The sequence below is a fragment of the Pseudomonas sp. NPDC087817 genome (assembly GCF_044742875.1).
Lineage (GTDB): Bacteria > Pseudomonadota > Gammaproteobacteria > Pseudomonadales > Pseudomonadaceae > Aquipseudomonas.
On record NZ_JBIUVJ010000004.1, the window covers coordinates 258,255 to 274,464 of the forward strand.

General features: G+C 60.1%; 18 protein-coding genes. 10 read left to right on the top strand and 8 right to left on the bottom strand.

Annotation, left to right across the window (positions count from 1 at the left end):
- Position 1 precedes the first annotated feature (1 nt).
- From ACIONG_RS06335 to ACIONG_RS06360, 6 genes are read left to right on the top strand one after another with little or no spacing between them, the layout of a single operon-like run.
- Positions 2–2,920, top strand: a complete 2,919-nt coding sequence (locus ACIONG_RS06335) for a monovalent cation/H+ antiporter subunit A (RefSeq protein ID WP_315446621.1) — start codon at positions 2–4, stop codon at positions 2,918–2,920.
- Positions 2,920–3,264, top strand: a complete 345-nt coding sequence (locus tag ACIONG_RS06340; RefSeq protein ID WP_008085854.1) for a Na+/H+ antiporter subunit C — start codon at positions 2,920–2,922, stop codon at positions 3,262–3,264. Before ACIONG_RS06335 ends, ACIONG_RS06340 begins: the two co-directional genes overlap by 1 nt.
- Positions 3,261–4,940 (top strand): monovalent cation/H+ antiporter subunit D, encoded by a 1,680-nt coding sequence (locus ACIONG_RS06345; protein ID WP_213028348.1) that lies wholly within the window; start codon positions 3,261–3,263, stop codon positions 4,938–4,940. The genes ACIONG_RS06340 and ACIONG_RS06345 overlap by 4 nt, the downstream gene beginning before the upstream one ends.
- Positions 4,937–5,425 (top strand): Na+/H+ antiporter subunit E, encoded by a 489-nt coding sequence (locus ACIONG_RS06350; RefSeq protein WP_213028347.1) that lies wholly within the window; start codon positions 4,937–4,939, stop codon positions 5,423–5,425. Before ACIONG_RS06345 ends, ACIONG_RS06350 begins: the two co-directional genes overlap by 4 nt.
- Complete coding sequence (locus ACIONG_RS06355; protein WP_007910754.1) at positions 5,422–5,700, top strand: K+/H+ antiporter subunit F; 279 nt, start codon at positions 5,422–5,424, stop codon at positions 5,698–5,700. Before ACIONG_RS06350 ends, ACIONG_RS06355 begins: the two co-directional genes overlap by 4 nt.
- Positions 5,697–6,059: a Na+/H+ antiporter subunit G gene (locus ACIONG_RS06360; protein WP_122600082.1), complete on the top strand. Its 363-nt coding sequence runs from the start codon at positions 5,697–5,699 to the stop codon at positions 6,057–6,059. The genes ACIONG_RS06355 and ACIONG_RS06360 overlap by 4 nt, the downstream gene beginning before the upstream one ends.
- 160 nt (positions 6,060–6,219) lie before the next feature.
- Here the strand turns inward: ACIONG_RS06360 and ACIONG_RS06365 are convergent, their stop codons facing one another.
- Complete coding sequence (locus tag ACIONG_RS06365; RefSeq protein ID WP_401297483.1) at positions 6,220–6,660, bottom strand: DUF3995 domain-containing protein; 441 nt, start codon at positions 6,658–6,660, stop codon at positions 6,220–6,222.
- Between the two features lie 93 nt (positions 6,661–6,753).
- Here ACIONG_RS06365 and ACIONG_RS06370 point away from each other — a divergent pair, with 93 nt between their 5' ends.
- The gene (locus ACIONG_RS06370) at positions 6,754–7,140 is read left to right on the top strand and encodes a DUF2946 domain-containing protein (RefSeq protein WP_103303422.1); all 387 of its coding nucleotides are present in this window, start codon (positions 6,754–6,756) and stop codon (positions 7,138–7,140) included.
- Between the two features lie 92 nt (positions 7,141–7,232).
- Positions 7,233–9,365, top strand: a complete 2,133-nt coding sequence (locus ACIONG_RS06375) for a TonB-dependent receptor (RefSeq protein ID WP_401297485.1) — start codon at positions 7,233–7,235, stop codon at positions 9,363–9,365.
- 115 nt (positions 9,366–9,480) lie between these two features.
- Here ACIONG_RS06375 and ACIONG_RS06380 read toward each other — a convergent pair whose 3' ends face one another.
- From ACIONG_RS06380 to ACIONG_RS06390, 3 genes are all read right to left on the bottom strand, one after another.
- A complete protein-coding gene (locus ACIONG_RS06380) occupies positions 9,481–10,497 on the bottom strand; it encodes an ABC transporter substrate-binding protein (protein WP_103303420.1) in 1,017 nt (338 codons plus the stop codon).
- A 127-nt stretch (positions 10,498–10,624) separates the two neighbouring features.
- Entirely contained in the window at positions 10,625–10,822 is a 198-nt protein-coding gene (locus ACIONG_RS06385) for a hypothetical protein (RefSeq protein ID WP_401297581.1), read from the bottom strand.
- Positions 10,823–10,830: 8 nt separating this feature from the next.
- The gene (locus tag ACIONG_RS06390) at positions 10,831–11,280 is read right to left on the bottom strand and encodes a hypothetical protein (protein WP_177431379.1); all 450 of its coding nucleotides are present in this window, start codon (positions 11,278–11,280) and stop codon (positions 10,831–10,833) included.
- Between the two features lie 422 nt (positions 11,281–11,702).
- On the opposite strand from ACIONG_RS06390, the gene ACIONG_RS06395 reads away from it, so the two are divergent.
- Positions 11,703–11,978: a hypothetical protein gene (locus tag ACIONG_RS06395; protein WP_401297488.1), complete on the top strand. Its 276-nt coding sequence runs from the start codon at positions 11,703–11,705 to the stop codon at positions 11,976–11,978.
- Between the two features lie 48 nt (positions 11,979–12,026).
- Complete coding sequence (locus ACIONG_RS06400; protein WP_103303417.1) at positions 12,027–12,263, top strand: DUF2789 family protein; 237 nt, start codon at positions 12,027–12,029, stop codon at positions 12,261–12,263.
- Positions 12,264–12,269: 6 nt separating this feature from the next.
- Here ACIONG_RS06400 and ACIONG_RS06405 read toward each other — a convergent pair whose 3' ends face one another.
- The 4 genes from ACIONG_RS06405 to ACIONG_RS06420 all read right to left on the bottom strand — a co-directional run bounded on the left by ACIONG_RS06405 (position 12,270) and on the right by ACIONG_RS06420 (position 16,169).
- Positions 12,270–12,473: a hypothetical protein gene (locus tag ACIONG_RS06405; protein ID WP_401297490.1), complete on the bottom strand. Its 204-nt coding sequence runs from the start codon at positions 12,471–12,473 to the stop codon at positions 12,270–12,272.
- 112 nt (positions 12,474–12,585) lie between these two features.
- Entirely contained in the window at positions 12,586–14,190 is a 1,605-nt protein-coding gene (locus tag ACIONG_RS06410; RefSeq protein ID WP_401297492.1) for a methyl-accepting chemotaxis protein, read from the bottom strand.
- Between the two features lie 224 nt (positions 14,191–14,414).
- Positions 14,415–14,819: a TraR/DksA family transcriptional regulator gene (locus tag ACIONG_RS06415; protein ID WP_103303415.1), complete on the bottom strand. Its 405-nt coding sequence runs from the start codon at positions 14,817–14,819 to the stop codon at positions 14,415–14,417.
- A gap of 327 nt (positions 14,820–15,146) precedes the next feature.
- Positions 15,147–16,169: an ABC transporter permease gene (locus ACIONG_RS06420; RefSeq protein ID WP_103303414.1), complete on the bottom strand. Its 1,023-nt coding sequence runs from the start codon at positions 16,167–16,169 to the stop codon at positions 15,147–15,149.
- Between the last annotated feature and the right edge of the window lie 41 nt (positions 16,170–16,210).

Genomic DNA, 16,210 nt, shown 5'->3' on the forward strand with positions numbered 1-16,210 from the left:
TATGTCCCTGATAGTTCTACTGCTTCTGCCATTCATTGGCAGCTGTCTGGCAGCGGTGCTGCCACATAACGCGCGTAATACAGAATCCCTGCTGGCAGGTCTGGTCGCTTTGATCGGCACCGTCCAGGTCGCGCTGTTGTACCCGCAAATCGCCCACGGCGGCGTCATCCGCGAAGAGTTCATGTGGCTGCCCAGCCTCGGCCTGAACTTCGTTCTGCGCATGGACGGTTTTGCCTGGCTGTTCTCGATGCTGGTGCTCGGCATCGGCACCCTCGTCTCTTTATATGCCCGCTATTACATGTCGCCGGACGACCCGGTGCCGCGTTTCTTCGCGTTTTTCCTGGCATTCATGGGCGCCATGCTCGGGCTGGTGATTTCCGGCAACCTGATCCAGATCGTGTTTTTCTGGGAGTTGACCAGCCTCTTCTCGTTCCTGCTGATCGGCTACTGGCATCACCGCGCCGACGCCCGTCGTGGCGCCTACATGGCGCTGATGGTCACGGGGGCCGGTGGTTTATGCCTGCTGGCGGGGGTCATGATCCTCGGCCATGTCGTTGGCAGCTATGACCTGGACAAGGTCCTGGCCGCCGGCGATCAGATTCGCGCACATGCCCTCTACCCTATTCTGCTACCCCTCATTCTTATCGGCGCCCTCAGCAAAAGCGCCCAGTTTCCCTTCCATTTCTGGTTGCCGCACGCAATGGCGGCGCCCACCCCGGTTTCGGCTTATCTGCACTCGGCAACCATGGTCAAGGCCGGGGTGTTCCTGCTCGCACGCCTGTGGCCGTCGCTGTCCGGCAGTGAAGAATGGTTCTATATCGTCAGCGGCGCCGGCGCCTGTACGCTGCTGCTCGGCGCGTATTGCGCGATGTTCCAGAACGACCTCAAGGGTCTGCTGGCCTATTCGACCATCAGCCACCTTGGCCTGATCACCTTGCTGCTGGGTCTGAACAGTCCGTTGGCAGCGGTCGCGGCGGTGTTCCACATCCTCAACCACGCGACATTCAAGGCCTCGCTGTTCATGGCCGCCGGTATCATCGACCACGAGAGCGGCACGCGGGATATCCGCAAGCTCAGCGGTCTGATCAAGCTGATTCCGTTCACCGCGACGCTGGCCATGGTCGCCAGCGCCTCGATGGCGGGCGTGCCGCTGCTCAACGGTTTCCTGTCGAAAGAAATGTTCTTCGCCGAGACCGTGTTCATCAACGCCACCGCGTGGGTCGAAGCCGCGCTGCCGATTGTCGCGACCATCGCCGGTACCTTCAGCGTCGCCTATTCGCTGCGTTTCACGGTCGATGTGTTCTTCGGTCCACCGGCCACCGACCTGCCGCACACCCCGCACGAACCACCGCGCTGGATGCGCGCCCCCGTCGAATTGCTGGTGTTCACCTGCCTGTTGGTGGGCATTTTCCCGGCACAGATCGTCGGTCCATTACTGGCCGCCGCAGCATTGCCGGTTGTCGGCGGTCCCCTGCCGGAATACAGCCTGGCGATCTGGCACGGTTTGAACGCACCGATGATCATGAGCCTGATCGCCATGTCTGGCGGCATCGTGCTCTACCTCTTGCTGCGCAATCAGTTCAGACAGGGCCGCTTCAAATATCCGCCACTGGTAGGCCGCTTCAACGGCAAGCGCCTGTTCGAGCGCAGTCTGGTGGAGATGATGCGCATGGCCCGTCGGGTAGAACGTCGACTCGGCACCCGGCGCCTGCAAATGCAACTGTTCCTGATGGTGTTGGCGGCCGTACTCGCCGGCCTGATCCCGATGCTGCACAGCAGCCTGAGTTGGGGCGACCGGCCGAAGATTCCGGGCTCCATCGTCTTCGTAACCCTGTGGCTGCTGGCGATTGCCTGTGCCCTCGGTGCGGCATGGCAGGCCAAGTATCACCGTCTCGCCGCCCTGACCATGGTCAGCGTCTGTGGCCTGATGACCTGCGTGACGTTCGTCTGGTTCTCCGCACCGGATCTGGCGCTGACGCAACTGGCGGTCGAAGTGGTGACCACCGTGCTGATCCTGCTGGGCTTGCGCTGGCTGCCGCGACGCATCGAAGAAGTCTCGCCACTGCCAAGCAGCCTGCGCAAGGCGCGTATTCGCCGTTTGCGCGACTTGCTGCTGTCGATTGCCGTGGGCGGCGGCATGGCGCTGCTGTCCTACGCCATGCTCACCCGGCAGACGCCAAACGACATCTCCTCGTTCTACCTCAGCCGGGCCATGCCTGAGGGCGGTGGCAGCAACGTGGTCAACGTGATGCTGGTGGATTTCCGCGGCTTCGATACCCTCGGCGAAATCACCGTACTCGTTGCCGTAGCGCTGACTGTGTTCGCTCTGCTGCGCCGCTTCCGCCCACCGAAAGAAAGCCTGCAACTGCCAGCCCAGCAACGCCTGCTGGCACCGGACGTGGTTACCGATCTGGTCAACCCGCGGTCGGCCAGCGACACCGCGCTCGGCTTCATGATGGTGCCGGCGGTGCTGGTGCGCCTGCTGCTGCCGATTGCGCTGGTGGTGTCGTTCTACCTGTTCATGCGCGGGCACAATCAACCGGGCGGCGGTTTCGTCGCCGGACTGGTGATGTCGGTGGCGTTCATCCTGCAATACATGGTTGCCGGCACACAGTGGGTCGAGGCGCAAATGAGCCTGCGGCCGCTGCGCTGGATGGGCACCGGGTTGCTGTTCGCCACTGCTACCGGGCTCGGCGCGATGGTGGTCGGGTATCCGTTTCTCACCACGCACACCTGGCATTTCACCCTGCCGCTGCTGGGTGACATCCATATCGCCAGTGCGCTGTTCTTTGATATTGGCGTGTACGGCGTAGTGGTCGGTTCGACCCTGCTGATCCTCACCGCCCTCGCCCACCAATCGGTGAGGGGTCACAAGACCGCATCGTTGCCCAAGTCCGTCGCCAGCAAAGGAGCCGTCTGATGGAAGAAGTCATCGCAATCGCCATCGGCGTCCTCGCCGCTTCCGGTGTCTGGCTGATCCTGCGGCCACGGACCTTTCAAGTGGTCATGGGGCTGTGCCTGCTGTCGTATGCAGTCAACCTGTTCATCTTCAGCATGGGCAGCCTGTTCATCGGCAAGGAGCCGGTGATCAAGGACGGCGTGACGCAAGACTTGCTGCACTACACCGACCCGCTGCCACAAGCATTGGTACTGACCGCAATCGTCATCAGCTTCGCCATGACCGCTCTGTTCCTGGTGGTGCTGCTCGCCTCGCGGGGCCTGACCGGCACTGACCATGTCGACGGCCGGGAGCCCAAGGAATGATGGCGATGACTCACCTGATCGCCGCACCGATCCTGCTGCCGCTGCTGACCGCCGCGATCATGCTGATGCTCGGCGAACGGCACCGGCCGCTGAAGGCGAAAATCAACCTGTTCTCCAGCCTCGTCGGCCTGTTCATTTCGGTGATGCTGCTGCAATGGACGCAGACCACTGGCGTGCCCGGCTCGATCGGCGTGTACCTGCCGGGCAACTGGCAGGCGCCATTCGGCATTGTGCTGGTGGTCGATCGCCTGTCCGCGCTGATGCTGGTGCTGACCGGGATCATCGGCGTCAGCGCCCTCCTCTTCGCCATGGCGCGTTGGGACGGCGCCGGTTCGAGTTTCCATGCACTGTTCCAGATTCAGTTGATGGGCCTGTACGGCGCGTTCCTGACGGCGGACCTGTTCAACCTGTTCGTGTTCTTCGAAGTGCTGCTGGCCGCGTCTTATGGCCTGTTGCTGCATGGGTCGGGTCGCGCGCGGGTGTCGTCGGGGTTGCATTACATCTCGATCAATTTGCTGGCCTCGTCATTGTTTCTGATCGGCGCGGCGTTGATCTACGGCGTGACCGGCACCCTGAACATGGCCGATCTGGCGCTGAAAATTCCGCTGGTGCCGGAAGCCGACCGTGGCTTGTTGCATGCCGGCGCGGGGATTCTCGCCGTAGCGTTCCTGGCCAAGGCTGGCATGTGGCCGCTGAACTTCTGGCTGGTGCCGGCCTACTCCTCGGCCAGTGCCCCGGTGGCGGCGATGTTCGCGATCATGACCAAGGTCGGCGTCTACACCCTGCTGCGTCTGTGGACGCTGCTGTTCTCCGGGCAAGCCGGGGCGTCGGCGTTCTTCGGCGGTGACTGGCTGATCTACGGCGGCATGGCGACCATGGCCTGCGCGGCGCTGGCGATTCTTGCCGCACAACGCCTGGAGCGCATGGCCAGCCTGAGCATTCTGGTCTCGGCGGGGATCCTGCTCTCGGCCGTCGGCTTCGCCCAGCCGAACCTGATCGGCGCGGCGCTGTTCTATCTGGTCAGCTCAACCCTGGCCCTGAGCGCGCTGTTCCTGCTGGCCGAGTTGATCGAGCGTTCGCGCTCGGCCAACGAGATCCCGCTGGAAGACGAAAGCGAGCTGCTACCGCGACCGCAGGAATCCCTGCAGCCGCCCAAAGGCATCAACCTCGACGACGAGCAGAAGGCCGTTGTCGGTCAGGTCATTCCGTGGACCATGGCCTTTCTCGGGCTGAGCTTCATTGCCTGCGCCCTGCTGATCATCGGCATGCCGCCGCTGTCCGGGTTTATCGGCAAGCTCAGCCTGATCGGCGCGCTGCTCAATCCGCTGGGATTGGGCACCGGCGCACCGATATCCAATGCCGCGTGGGCCTTGCTGGCGCTGTTGATCCTGTCGGGGCTGGCTTCGTTGATGGCGTTCTCGCGCCTCGGCATCCAGCGTTTCTGGACGCCGGAAGAGCGCCCTTCACCGTTACTGCGCAAACTCGAATGTGCGCCGATTTTCCTGCTGCTGGGCTTGAGCATCGCCCTGACCTTCAAGGCTGAACCGTTGCTGCGCTACACCCAGGCCACGGCCGATGCCCTGAACAATCCGCAGCAATACGTGATGGCGGTGCTCGGCACCCGAGCTGTGCCGAGTCCGGAAGCCAAGGCAGCCGTGCTGGAGGTGCAGCCATGAAGCGCGTGTTTCCGGCACCGTTACTCTCTCTTGCACTATGTGCGTTGTGGTTGACCCTGAACCTGTCGATCAGCCCGGGCAACCTGCTGCTTGGCGCAATTCTGGGATTCTGCGCGCCGTTGATGATGCGCAAGTTGCGTCCGAAACAAGTGCGCATCCGCCGACCGCTGACGATCCTGCGCCTGTTCTTCCTCGTCGGGCGCGATGTTGTGGTTTCCAACCTGATCGTTGCCTGGGGCGTGCTCAACGCCGGTCGCCGCCCGCCTCGCTCGTGCTTCGTGAAAGTGCCGCTGGACCTGCGCGACGCCCACGGTCTGGCCACGTTGTCGATGATTTGCACGGTGGTGCCCGGCACGGTGTGGTCGGAACTGGCACTGGATCGCAGCATTCTCTTGCTGCACGTCTGGGATCTGGATGACGAGGCGCAATTCATCGAGCACTTCAAGAGTGCTTACGAGCGGCCGTTGATGGAGATTTTCGAATGAGCCCATTACTGTCGAACGCGATTCTGCTGACGCTGTTCCTGTTCTCGCTGGCCATGGTGCTGACGCTGGTACGCCTGTTCAAAGGGCCGTCGGCGCAGGATCGGGTACTCGCGCTGGACTATCTGTATATCGTGGCGATGCTGATGATGCTGACCCTGGGCATTCGTTACTCCAGTGACACTTACTTTGAAGCGGCGCTGCTGATCGCGCTGTTCGGCTTCGTCGGCTCGTTTGCCCTGGCGAAATTCCTGCTGCGTGGCGAGGTGATCGAATGAATGCGGAACTGTCTCTGTGGGTTGAGATTCCGGTGGCGATCCTGCTGGTGCTCAGCGGCTTGTTTGCGCTGATCGGCGCGATAGGACTGTTGCGGATGAAGGATTATTTCCAGCGCATGCATCCGCCGGCACTGGCTTCGACGCTGGGCGCGTGGTGCGTGGCGCTGGCCTCGATCATCTGCTTTTCGGCGCTGAAGTCCGGGCCGGTGGTGCACGCGTGGCTGATTCCGATCCTGCTGGCGATCACCGTGCCGGTGACCACACTGCTGCTGGCCCGGGCGGCGTTGTTCCGCAAGCGCATGGCCGGGGATGATGTGCCGGCCGAAGTCAGCAGCCGCCGCACTGAAAGCGGTAGTTGATTCCGAATCCTTGTGGTGTTGGTGCTGGCCTCATCGCTGGCAAGCCCGCTCCCACAGGGTTTCAGGTGGGGTCCGGTATTTGTGTACACCCACAATCACTGTGGGAGCGGGCTTGCCCGCGATAAGGCCAGTTCAGCAACCACACAAATCCGACCTGACCTCAAACCCAAGCCACTGCCAACAACCCCGCCCCCAACAACGCGCACAAGGGCGAATACACCCAGGTATCCAACCGGGCAAACCGCGAACCCTTCACTTCCTTGAAAAACCCCACCAGATGCGAATCACCAATCGCCCGGGCAAACATCAACAGCGCAATCGCACTGATCAGCCATTGCAACGCCTTGTGATGCACCGCCTGCACGCCCCAGCCGACCCGCAGACACACCAGCGCGGCAATCGCCAATAAAGCCGCAGCCACCACCAACGTGATCCAGCCCGACGGTTTGAATGCCGGTCGCACTGTCGGCACCAAGCCTCCCACCGGAACTTGTGGCACTGCCGCCACCGCCGCCCATTGCCCGCCCAGCGCCCAGTACACATGCACCAGGGCGATTACCGCAAAAACAGTCACCAGCCATTGAGCCAACACAAAGGTCATGGTTGAAATCCTTGAAAGGGATTTGAACAAATCATCCTAGTCGCAATTTTTTCAAGTGCACGACCGATCAACGGTACGGTAAAGTGCCGCCCCATGAAATTCTCCCGTACCGATCGTTCACTCCTGGCCTGGATGCTTTACTGCTGCGTCCTGTTCAACGTGTTCGCCTGCAGCATCGGTCACGGACAAATGGTCGGGATGCAGCTCAACGGCATCGGTGGTCAGTTCTGTACGGTCGATCCGGCGACTCAAGCGCCGCTCACCAGCAATCCCACCGAAGAAAAACTGCCGACGCTGTCCAAAGCATTTGGCTGCCCATTGTGCTCGACTGGCGGCATGGGCCCGGCGTTCAACTCCAGCCTGACCCTGGCGATCCTGCCGGAGCAACACAGCCCGCCACTGGCCCCTATCTTCAGTGCCGACCTCCCTGCTCGCTTCACCTGGCCCTCCGCCAACCCTCGCGCCCCGCCGCTCGCCTGAGTGACTTTGCCTTTTTGATTTTTCAGCTCACTGCGCCAACGCGCGGCGTTTGCCTGTGCGCTGATTCCTAGACAAGCATTCAGGATTCAACAATGAAACAACTCACTCTGCTGGCGAGCCTGTGCGGCTGCCTGTCCGTTAACGTCTGGGCGCAATCCACCGTAGATCTGGCGCCCATCACCATCGATGGCGAATCCGGCACGGAGCCGGGCCTGAGCCTCGACCAATCCAGCGGCATGGCCTCGCGCCTCGGCTTGAGCATGCGCGACACGCCCGCCTCGGTCGCCATCGCCAACCGCAACGACATCGAACGCCACGGCGCGCAGAACTTCCAGGACGCCGCCAACACCCTGCCCGGAGTCAACGCCAGCGCACCGCCGGGCTTTGGCGGCTTCGTCTCCTATCGCGGTTTCACCAGCAGCCAGATCACCCAGATGTTCAACGGCATTAACGTATCCGGCGGCCTCGCACGGCCGGTGGACGCGTGGATTTACGATCGGGTCGAACTGGTCGGCGGCCCGTCGTCATTGATCAACGGCGCAGGCTCGGTGGGCGGCTCGTTGAACTACGTGACCAAACTGGCGAGCCGCGATGAACAGGCTGTTGAAGGCCGGGTCAGCTACGGCAGCTACGACACCACCGAAACCGCGTTCAGTCTCAACCATGCGTTGACCGACCCGGGTAGCGACGTGCAGCACTACGCGCGACTGGACGTCAGTCACAACACCAGCAACGGCTACATCGACCGCCAGGAGCGCGATGCCTGGAGCGTGGCGTTCTCGTTGCTCAGCGACCTCACGCCAAACCTGTCGCACACCCTGGCTCTGGAATATCAGGATGAACACGAAGACAGTCCGTACTGGGGCACCCCCGTGCTCAACCCCAAGGCCGGCGAGTTGAAGATCGATAAACACAATCGCTTCAACAACTACAACGTCGAAGACGGTCGCTACGAGCAGCGGACGATCTGGGTACGCTCGATCATCGACTACCGGATCAACGACAGCACCACACTGCGCAACACGCTGTATCACCTCGGCAGCCAGCGCGATTACCGCAACCTCGAAACCTACCAGTACAACGCCGACAACTCCGCGGTGAACCGCTCGACGGCCTATCAGGTGCGGCATCAAGGCGAACAGAACGGCAACCAGTTCGAGTTGCGTCACGACAACACGTTGTTCGGTCTGGAGACGACGTGGTCCGGTGGCTTCGAGTACAAGGTCAACCAGACCACCAACTCGCCGCTCAACATCAAAGGCGCGAGCACGGTGGACCCGAACAGCTATCGGCCCGGGCATTTCTACGATATTCCCGGCACCAATCCCAAGCTGATCAGCGACAAGACCAACGAGGTCACCACCAAAGCGTTGTTTGTGGAAAACCGCCTGGCGCTGACCGACAAACTGTCGCTGCTTACAGGCCTGCGTTATGACGATATCGACCTCGACGTGACCAACCACCGCACCGTCACCGCGACCAATCCCAAGCATCTCAAACGTAGCTGGGAACCGCTGACCGGTCGTGCCGGGTTGACCTATCAGTTCATTCCGTCGGCCAATGTCTACGTGCAGTACAGCACTGCGGCGGAGCAACCGAACGGCACGCAAGACTTCGACGTCTCGACCGGCAAACAATGGGAAATCGGCAGCAAGTTCGACTATCTGAACGGACGCGGCTCGGCCACGGTGGCGGCCTACACCATCGAACGAAAGGACTTCGCCGTTACCGATCCGCTGGACCCGACCAGCAGCACTCCGGTCGGCCAGCAGACGTCAAAAGGCATCGAGATTGCCAGCTCATTACGGATAACCGACAAACTGCTGGCCGAGGGCAACTTCGCCTGGGTCGACGCGCAGTACGATGACTTCACTGAAAAGAGTGCCGCTGGCGTGGTGGTGTCGCGCAAGGGCAACACGCCGACCAACGTTCCGGACCGGGTCGGCAATCTGTGGTTGACCTATGATTTTTCGCCGCAGTGGCAAGGCGGGGTCGATGCGCGTTACGTGGCCTCGGTGTACGCCGACAGCGCCAACACCATGACCGTGCCGTCTTACACGTTGTTTGGCAGCTTCCTCAGCTACAAGGTTGATTCGCACACCACCGTCACCGGCCGCGTGCGCAATTTGACCAATGAGGTGTATGCCGAATTCGCGCATGTGTCGCCGGCGTATTACCTGGGCACACCGCGCACCTTCGAACTGGCGGTACAAACCCGGTTCTAAAAGCATCGCGGGCAAGCCCGCTCCCACAGTGTTTAGTGTCGTACATGCACTTTGTGCCCGACAATAAAACCTGTGGGAGCGGGCTTGCCCGCGATGAGTCCAGCCGCAACGACCTCTATTTCAGCTCAACTGAAACCTTGTCCGCCACATCCTTCGGCAACCACGCCTGCCACACTTCCGGATGCGCCTTCATGAACGCTTCCGCCGCTTGCCGCGGTGCCGTGTGTTTCTCGCTCATCTCCGCCAATGCCTTGTTCAGCGGTTCGATCGGGAAATCGACCTTGCTGAAGAACTCGGCAATCTGCGGATACTGCTTCTGAAACGGCGTAGACACGCCAATCGACAACTTCGACGCCAGCGAGCGTGTCGGTTTCGGGTTGGGATTATCGGCGTCGGTCAGGGTCTTCCACGCCTCGGCATCAAATGGTGGTTCTTCCAGCTGCACCAGTTTGAACTTGCCCAGCAGCGGCGTCGGCGACCAGTAGTAAAACAGCACCGGTTTACCCCGACGAATCGAAGAACTGATCTCGGCGTCCAGCGCCGCACCCGAGCCACTGCGGAAATTGGTGAAGTCGTCCTGCAACCCGTAAGCCGTCAGCTTCTGTTTGTTGACCACTTCCGACGTCCAGCCAATCGGACTGTTGAGGAAACGTCCCTTGCTCGGGCTTTCCGGGTCCTTGAACACGTCCTTGTATTTTTTAAGGTCAGTGACACTGCGCAAGTCCGGCGCCAGCGGCTTGATGCCTTTGGCCGGGTCGCCCTTGATCACGTATTCCGGCACCCACCAGCCTTCGGTGGCGCCTTTGACCGTATCGCCCAGGCTGACAACCTTGCCCTCGGCCTCGGCCTTGACCCACACCGGACTGCGCCCCGCCCACTCTTCGCCGATGACCTGAATGTCATTGTTGGCCAGCGCGGTCTCTAGGGTGATGGTGGTGCCGGGCAGGGTGTCGGTGGGCAATCCATAGCCCTTCTCGACAATGATCCGCAGGACATCGGTGATCAGGCTGCCGCTTTCCCAGTTCAGGTCGGCAAAATGGATCGGCGCTTGTGCCGCAACGGCCGATTGCGCCGAACCCAGCAAAGCGAATGTGGCCACGCTGGCGGCCAGTAACCGTCGAAATCCGTTCATGCATTGCACCTCGTGCTGTTCACAGCAATGGCAGGATGGCCTGAGAGAAGACCGCAAGCCTCTGAATACTCAGTCAACTGACTGTAGACGAGGTTCCTGCTTTTTCAGGGCCTGGGCCCGGACGAGGTTACGAATCAGAATTTTCCTGCAAGCTCTGCAACTCGCGTCTGACCATGCTGGCGTATTCCGCTGGACGCAGCGCGTAGATCTGCGACGCCACCCAACCCAGCCACGCGCCTCGCAATTCGGACTTCGCCGCGAACAACCGCCTGGCGTCCTCACGCGCGCTGTCGAGGTTCTGCGAATGGAAATCGGCGCGGCTCAAACCACCGATCACTCACTGGCCTTGAAAGTCACCAGCTCGCCCTTGCGCCACTTCGCGGCTTTGGCGGTGACTGCTTTCAGAGTTTTGGTCAGGCCTTCCTGCAATTGCTGATGGGCGGCAAACACGGTCACCACGCTGTGACCTTCCTTGAACAGGATCGCATGGCCATCAGCGGTCTCGACGAAGGCGTAATCGCCAATTCCATAGACCGTCAGTTTGATTTCGCGAAAACGGATGTCCATCTTGCCGCCTTCGCGGCTGGGCAAGACCGAGGCGCTGAAATGATCGCCGACCTTGAGCTTGAGCCCCGGCTTGTCATCCACCACCAAAGCATTTTCGGTGTCGATTTCAGCGACATAGATGCCTTCGGCGTTTTGCTCGGTGATGTAAACAAAACGCGATTGGAACAACTTGACCAGCTTTGCACGCAAATCACCCAACACGAACAAAGCATGCATATCGAGATTACTGACTGCCAAAGAAACATCCCCAGATCTGAAAAAACCGCACACGGAAAACGCGCACGGCAAAAAAACGGCCAGGCCGATGGAACTGCGAAATACTCAAATAAAAACCCGAACCGAGCAGCGAACTCGTTCAACGCGAGGTTTGCAAGACTACGGGATTGTCACTCGCGAAACGCCACCCGATGTCGCCAAAGCTCGAAGGAAAAATCCTTAACGGCTGACAGAGAAAGCTGACTACGAACTTTAGGGAAAATTCGCACGAAAAAAAGCACTTTTCCGACATATCACTCGCGAAAAATTGCTTTAGATAAGCCCTGTCGTCAACAGGTACTGGCGATTCTAGAGCAGCGATGCTCTTCACGACTACCCGAAACGGCCTGTAATTATCGGCCAACTGATGAAAAGGACTTCACATGTGCACCCTGACTCACTTCGCCATGTCCGCTGACGCCCGACTCAAATCGCCTCTGATCCTGCATGTGACCGATATGAACGATCTGCAGTACCCCGGCGAAAACGCTCAGGCCCCACGCTTTCAAGTGGTGCCGGCGGGCAATGCCTTTTACCACATAAAGGAAAAATCGACCGGACGCGTAAGAGGTTTCCGCGAAGATCACAACGAGGCGTGTGCGCTGGCTCGCTCACTCGAAATGCAAATCGAACTCCTGGCCAGCAGCTGCCTCAGATAAAGAGTGATTGACTGCGCCATACCGGCGCATTTCAGAAAGGAGCACATGATGGATCTGGAAGCTTACAACTTGAAAACACTGTTCGATCAGTTGGGTTTGCCTTCAGAAAGCGCAGATATCGACGACTTCATTGAAGCCCATCCACTGGATGCCGACACCAAACTGGTCGATGCCCCCTTCTGGTCAGAATCGCAAAAGCAAACGCTTGAAGAGTGGATTGGCAAGGACGACGACAGGGCAATAGTCTTCGATGAACTGAACGTACGCATACACGACGGCAAGTAACCCTGATCAGTGCAGGCTGTTCCCAGGCTCAGCATGCAACTGCGCGAGCCACGCAGCCCTGCACTCTTCGGCCTCATCGCGACTGGCAAACGCGGTGCCGCGCCGCTCACCATTGAGCAACACCACCCAGCAGACGCTTTGCCCCATTGCGCGCAAACCGGCGGGCACGCCACTGCCGATCATCACGGCGACATCAACTCTGCATTGCATGCTGACCTCCAAAATCATTAGCCACCTAACTAAGTCGGCATGTTAATGATTTCCCCAAGGAGGAAACAGCAACGGCCCTGCACAGATTCATTGCATCAACCGTAACAATCGCTCAGCGCGGACCTTCCGGTTTATAGCCCAGACGCAATCCCCCCCAATGTCGGCCCTTGATCATGATCGGCACCGACAAGTCATGCATCAGCTCGCCGGTATCACGCGTATAGGTCTGCAACAGCACTGGTTGTTGATGGCTGCCACAGCGAATCCCGGTGCGGTCGGCAAACTTGCGCTTGGTGCGATTGTTGACCGCATCGACCTGGGCATCACCGGTCAATGGCTGGCTGAACGCCTGATTGTGCGTCGGCACATAACCCTGCTGCGTGCAGGCGATGGCAAACACCAGCCCCTCGTGGCGCGGCAGCAACGGTTCTTGAATCGCCGGCAGAACCTGATCGGTGTAGCGGTCGAACCGGGTCTGATACTTCGCCGGCTGCGTATTCGGGATCGCCTGATACTGACGATCGAACAGATCCTCGAGGCTGATCCGCCCTTGCTCGACATCCGCCTCGAACCGCGCCGCGATCTGGCTCGCGCCTTCTCGCGCCAGGTCATAAATGCGCTGGTGATAGTCATCCAGACCGACTTCAGCCAGACGTTCGCTGATGGTTTCCGCCTGCCCTTCCATCTGCACCGCCGCTTCGGCGAGTCGACGGGTCTGTTGATCGCTGATCGCCAAATCGCTGCGCATCTGCTCAATGGCTTTAAACAGGCTGTCGAGTTGCTCGCGATTGGTCTCCGCGCCACGGGCGATCTCGCCGACCTGACTTTCCACCCCGGCGGCCAGACGCGCGATGTTCTCCAGATGCTGACCGGTGTGCTCGACCTGTTCGACGCCCGTTTGCAGATCGCTGGACAGCTCACGGATCTGCTCCACCACCTGCGCCGTGCGTTGCTGGATGTCGGCGACCATCTCGCCGACTTCGCCGGTTGCCGACGCCGTGCGTGCCGCCAACCCGCGCACCTCATCCGCCACCACCGCAAAGCCCCGCCCATGCTCACCGGCCCGCGCCGCTTCGATCGCTGCGTTCAACGCCAACAGATTGGTCTGGCTGGCAATCGACTGAATCACCAGCGTCACCCGCTGAATGTCGTCGCTGCGCAGGCTCAAGGCCTCGATCAATTCACGGCTGGCATTGGCGCGCTGACTGAGCTGATGCATACGCGTAATTGAGTCAACCAGTTCGGTACGTCCCGCCGCACTGCTGTGATGTGCCTCGCTGGCAGCCTCAAGTGCTTCGCGGCTGAGCTGCGAAGTCGCCTGTTCCGTGGCGATCATCACTTCGGCATTGCTGACGATTCGCGCCGCAGCATCGAGTTGCGATTCAAGTTTGCTCGCCAGCTCCTTGACCGAAAACGCCACCCCGGCCGCCGACAAGGCGTTATGGCTGGTGGTGTAAGAAAGGTCTCGGGTCAGTTCGGAAATGGCGCTGCCATTGTCGGCAGGCTGTACATCGGGGAGGGTCCGGGAGCGCAGGCGCGGCAGCCAGACAATCAGCACCGCCAACGGCATGCCAACGTAAAGCGACCACTCACCCAGCGTCATGCCGGCCAACAACAGCATCAGGGCGATGCTTTGCAGGGTCGGTGCGATCCAGCGGTTTTTCGGCAAAAGCACTGGTGCAGGCAGCGCCCCAACCAGAGATCCATCTCTCGTCATATCAACACCCCACGCTTGTTCTCATTGTTGTGGCTGCATTAAACGCCACTACAACGCCATTATCTATGGTCCGTTAGTCGTGGGGCCTGTGGCATGTCAATGGAACGGCGGGGAATATCGCAGACAAGCAAAAACAAAGATCGCAGCCCCGCCAGCTCTGTTTAGGAGCTGCCGAAGGCTGCGATCTTTTCGGGGTGACCCACTTTCATGGGTCGCCTCAGGAATCAGGCCTGACGCTGGTGCTTGTCGATTTGCTCGTGACGCTCTTGAGCTTCGATGCAGTACTTGGTGGTCGGGCTGATCAGCAGACGTTTCAAGCCAATAGGCTCGCCACTGTCGTCGCACCAGCCAAAGCTGTCTTCCTTGATGCGCTCGAGGGCTTGTTCCAGTTGCGGCAGCATGCGCTGGTCGCGATCGATCGCGTTGACCAGCCAAGTGCGCTCTTCTTCAACCGAAGCCGCGTCCGCCGGGTCAGCCGGGGTGTCCAGGCTTTCGATGGCGATACGGTTTTGCTCAATGCGCTCATGGGTTTCGACTTTCATGTTCTGCAACAGCTCGCTGAAGAAAGCGTGTTGCTCGGAATTCATGTAGTCATCTGCCGGCATGGCCAGCAACTTGTCCTTTGTCATTGATATCTCTATAAAAAAACGTGCATTAAGGCGAATTAGGGAGCGTTCCGGCGAACCGTGTCCGGTCGACGGAAAGGCATCGTTTATGGCAAACGCCACCCGGCACTCAATTTACGAGGGGCGGCAGTCTAAGGCCGACTTGAGGCCTCAGCAACTGGAAATCCAGCAAATTTGTCCGACAAAGCCCGGAAACTGCTCTGATACAGGCTTCACGGCGGTTATCGGAGTGCGTTTATAGCAAGAAATTCAGTCGAGCGGCTGTATATAGAAGACAAACGGCTACGCCACACCGATCGGGTGTGGCGCATTTTCGCGATTATTCGGCGCTCAGCGCTTGAGTTTGCGCTTGTTACGGTACTGGTCGATGACCACCGCCACCACAATGATCAAGCCTTTGATGATGTCCTGAATATAGGCATCGACGCCGACGAAGGTGAACCCGCTGGCCATCACCCCGAGAATCAGCGCGCCGATTACCGTCCCGGTAATGCGCCCGACGCCGCCGGCCAGACTGGTACCGCCGATCACCGCAGCAGCAATCGCGTCGAGCTCGTAGGACATGCCCATCCCGGCCTGCCCCGTCGCCGCCCGGGCTGACGCGACTACGCCAGCCAGCCCCGCCAGCAGACCGGCGATGCTGTAGACGATCACCAAATGGCGTTTGACGTTGATCCCCGAGGTCCGCGCCGCCTGCATGTTGCCGCCGATGGCGTAGGTGTACTTGCCGTACTTGGTGTAGCGCAACGCGATGTGAAAGATCACCGCCACCACCAGGAAGATGATCACCGGCATCGCCCCATGACCGATCGCGGTGTAGGAGTCCGAGAGCATGCTGACCGGTTGGCCTTCGGTGTAGTAACGCGCCAGACCGCGCGCCGAAACCATCATGCCGAGCGTGGCGATGAACGGTGGAATGCCGGTGATGGCGATGATGCTGCCGTTGATCGCCCCAGCCAGCAGCCCGACCCCGAGCCCGGCGATCACCGGAATCCACACCGGCAAGTCAGTCAGCGACGGAAACACCGCGCGGGCGAAATCCGATGTCTGCGCCAGACTCGCGGCAATCATGGCCGACAGCGCCAGCACCGACCCGGATGACAAGTCGATCCCCGTGGTGATGATCACTTGAGTCACGCCGATGGCCAGCAGGCCAATGATCGACACTTGCAGGATCATCAGCACCAGACGCTGGGAGTTCATCAGGAAGCTCTGGTCGCGAACGATCCAGCCAAACACTTCGAAGACCAGACCGATACCGATCAGCACCAGAAAAATGCTCAGTTCGGTTGGAAAGCGCCGACGGCTCTTGGTCGGTGCCGTTGCAGGCTTGTTTTCCAGTATCGCGTTCATAACCACTCACCCTTCAAATAAAACCCGGTATCGAATACATA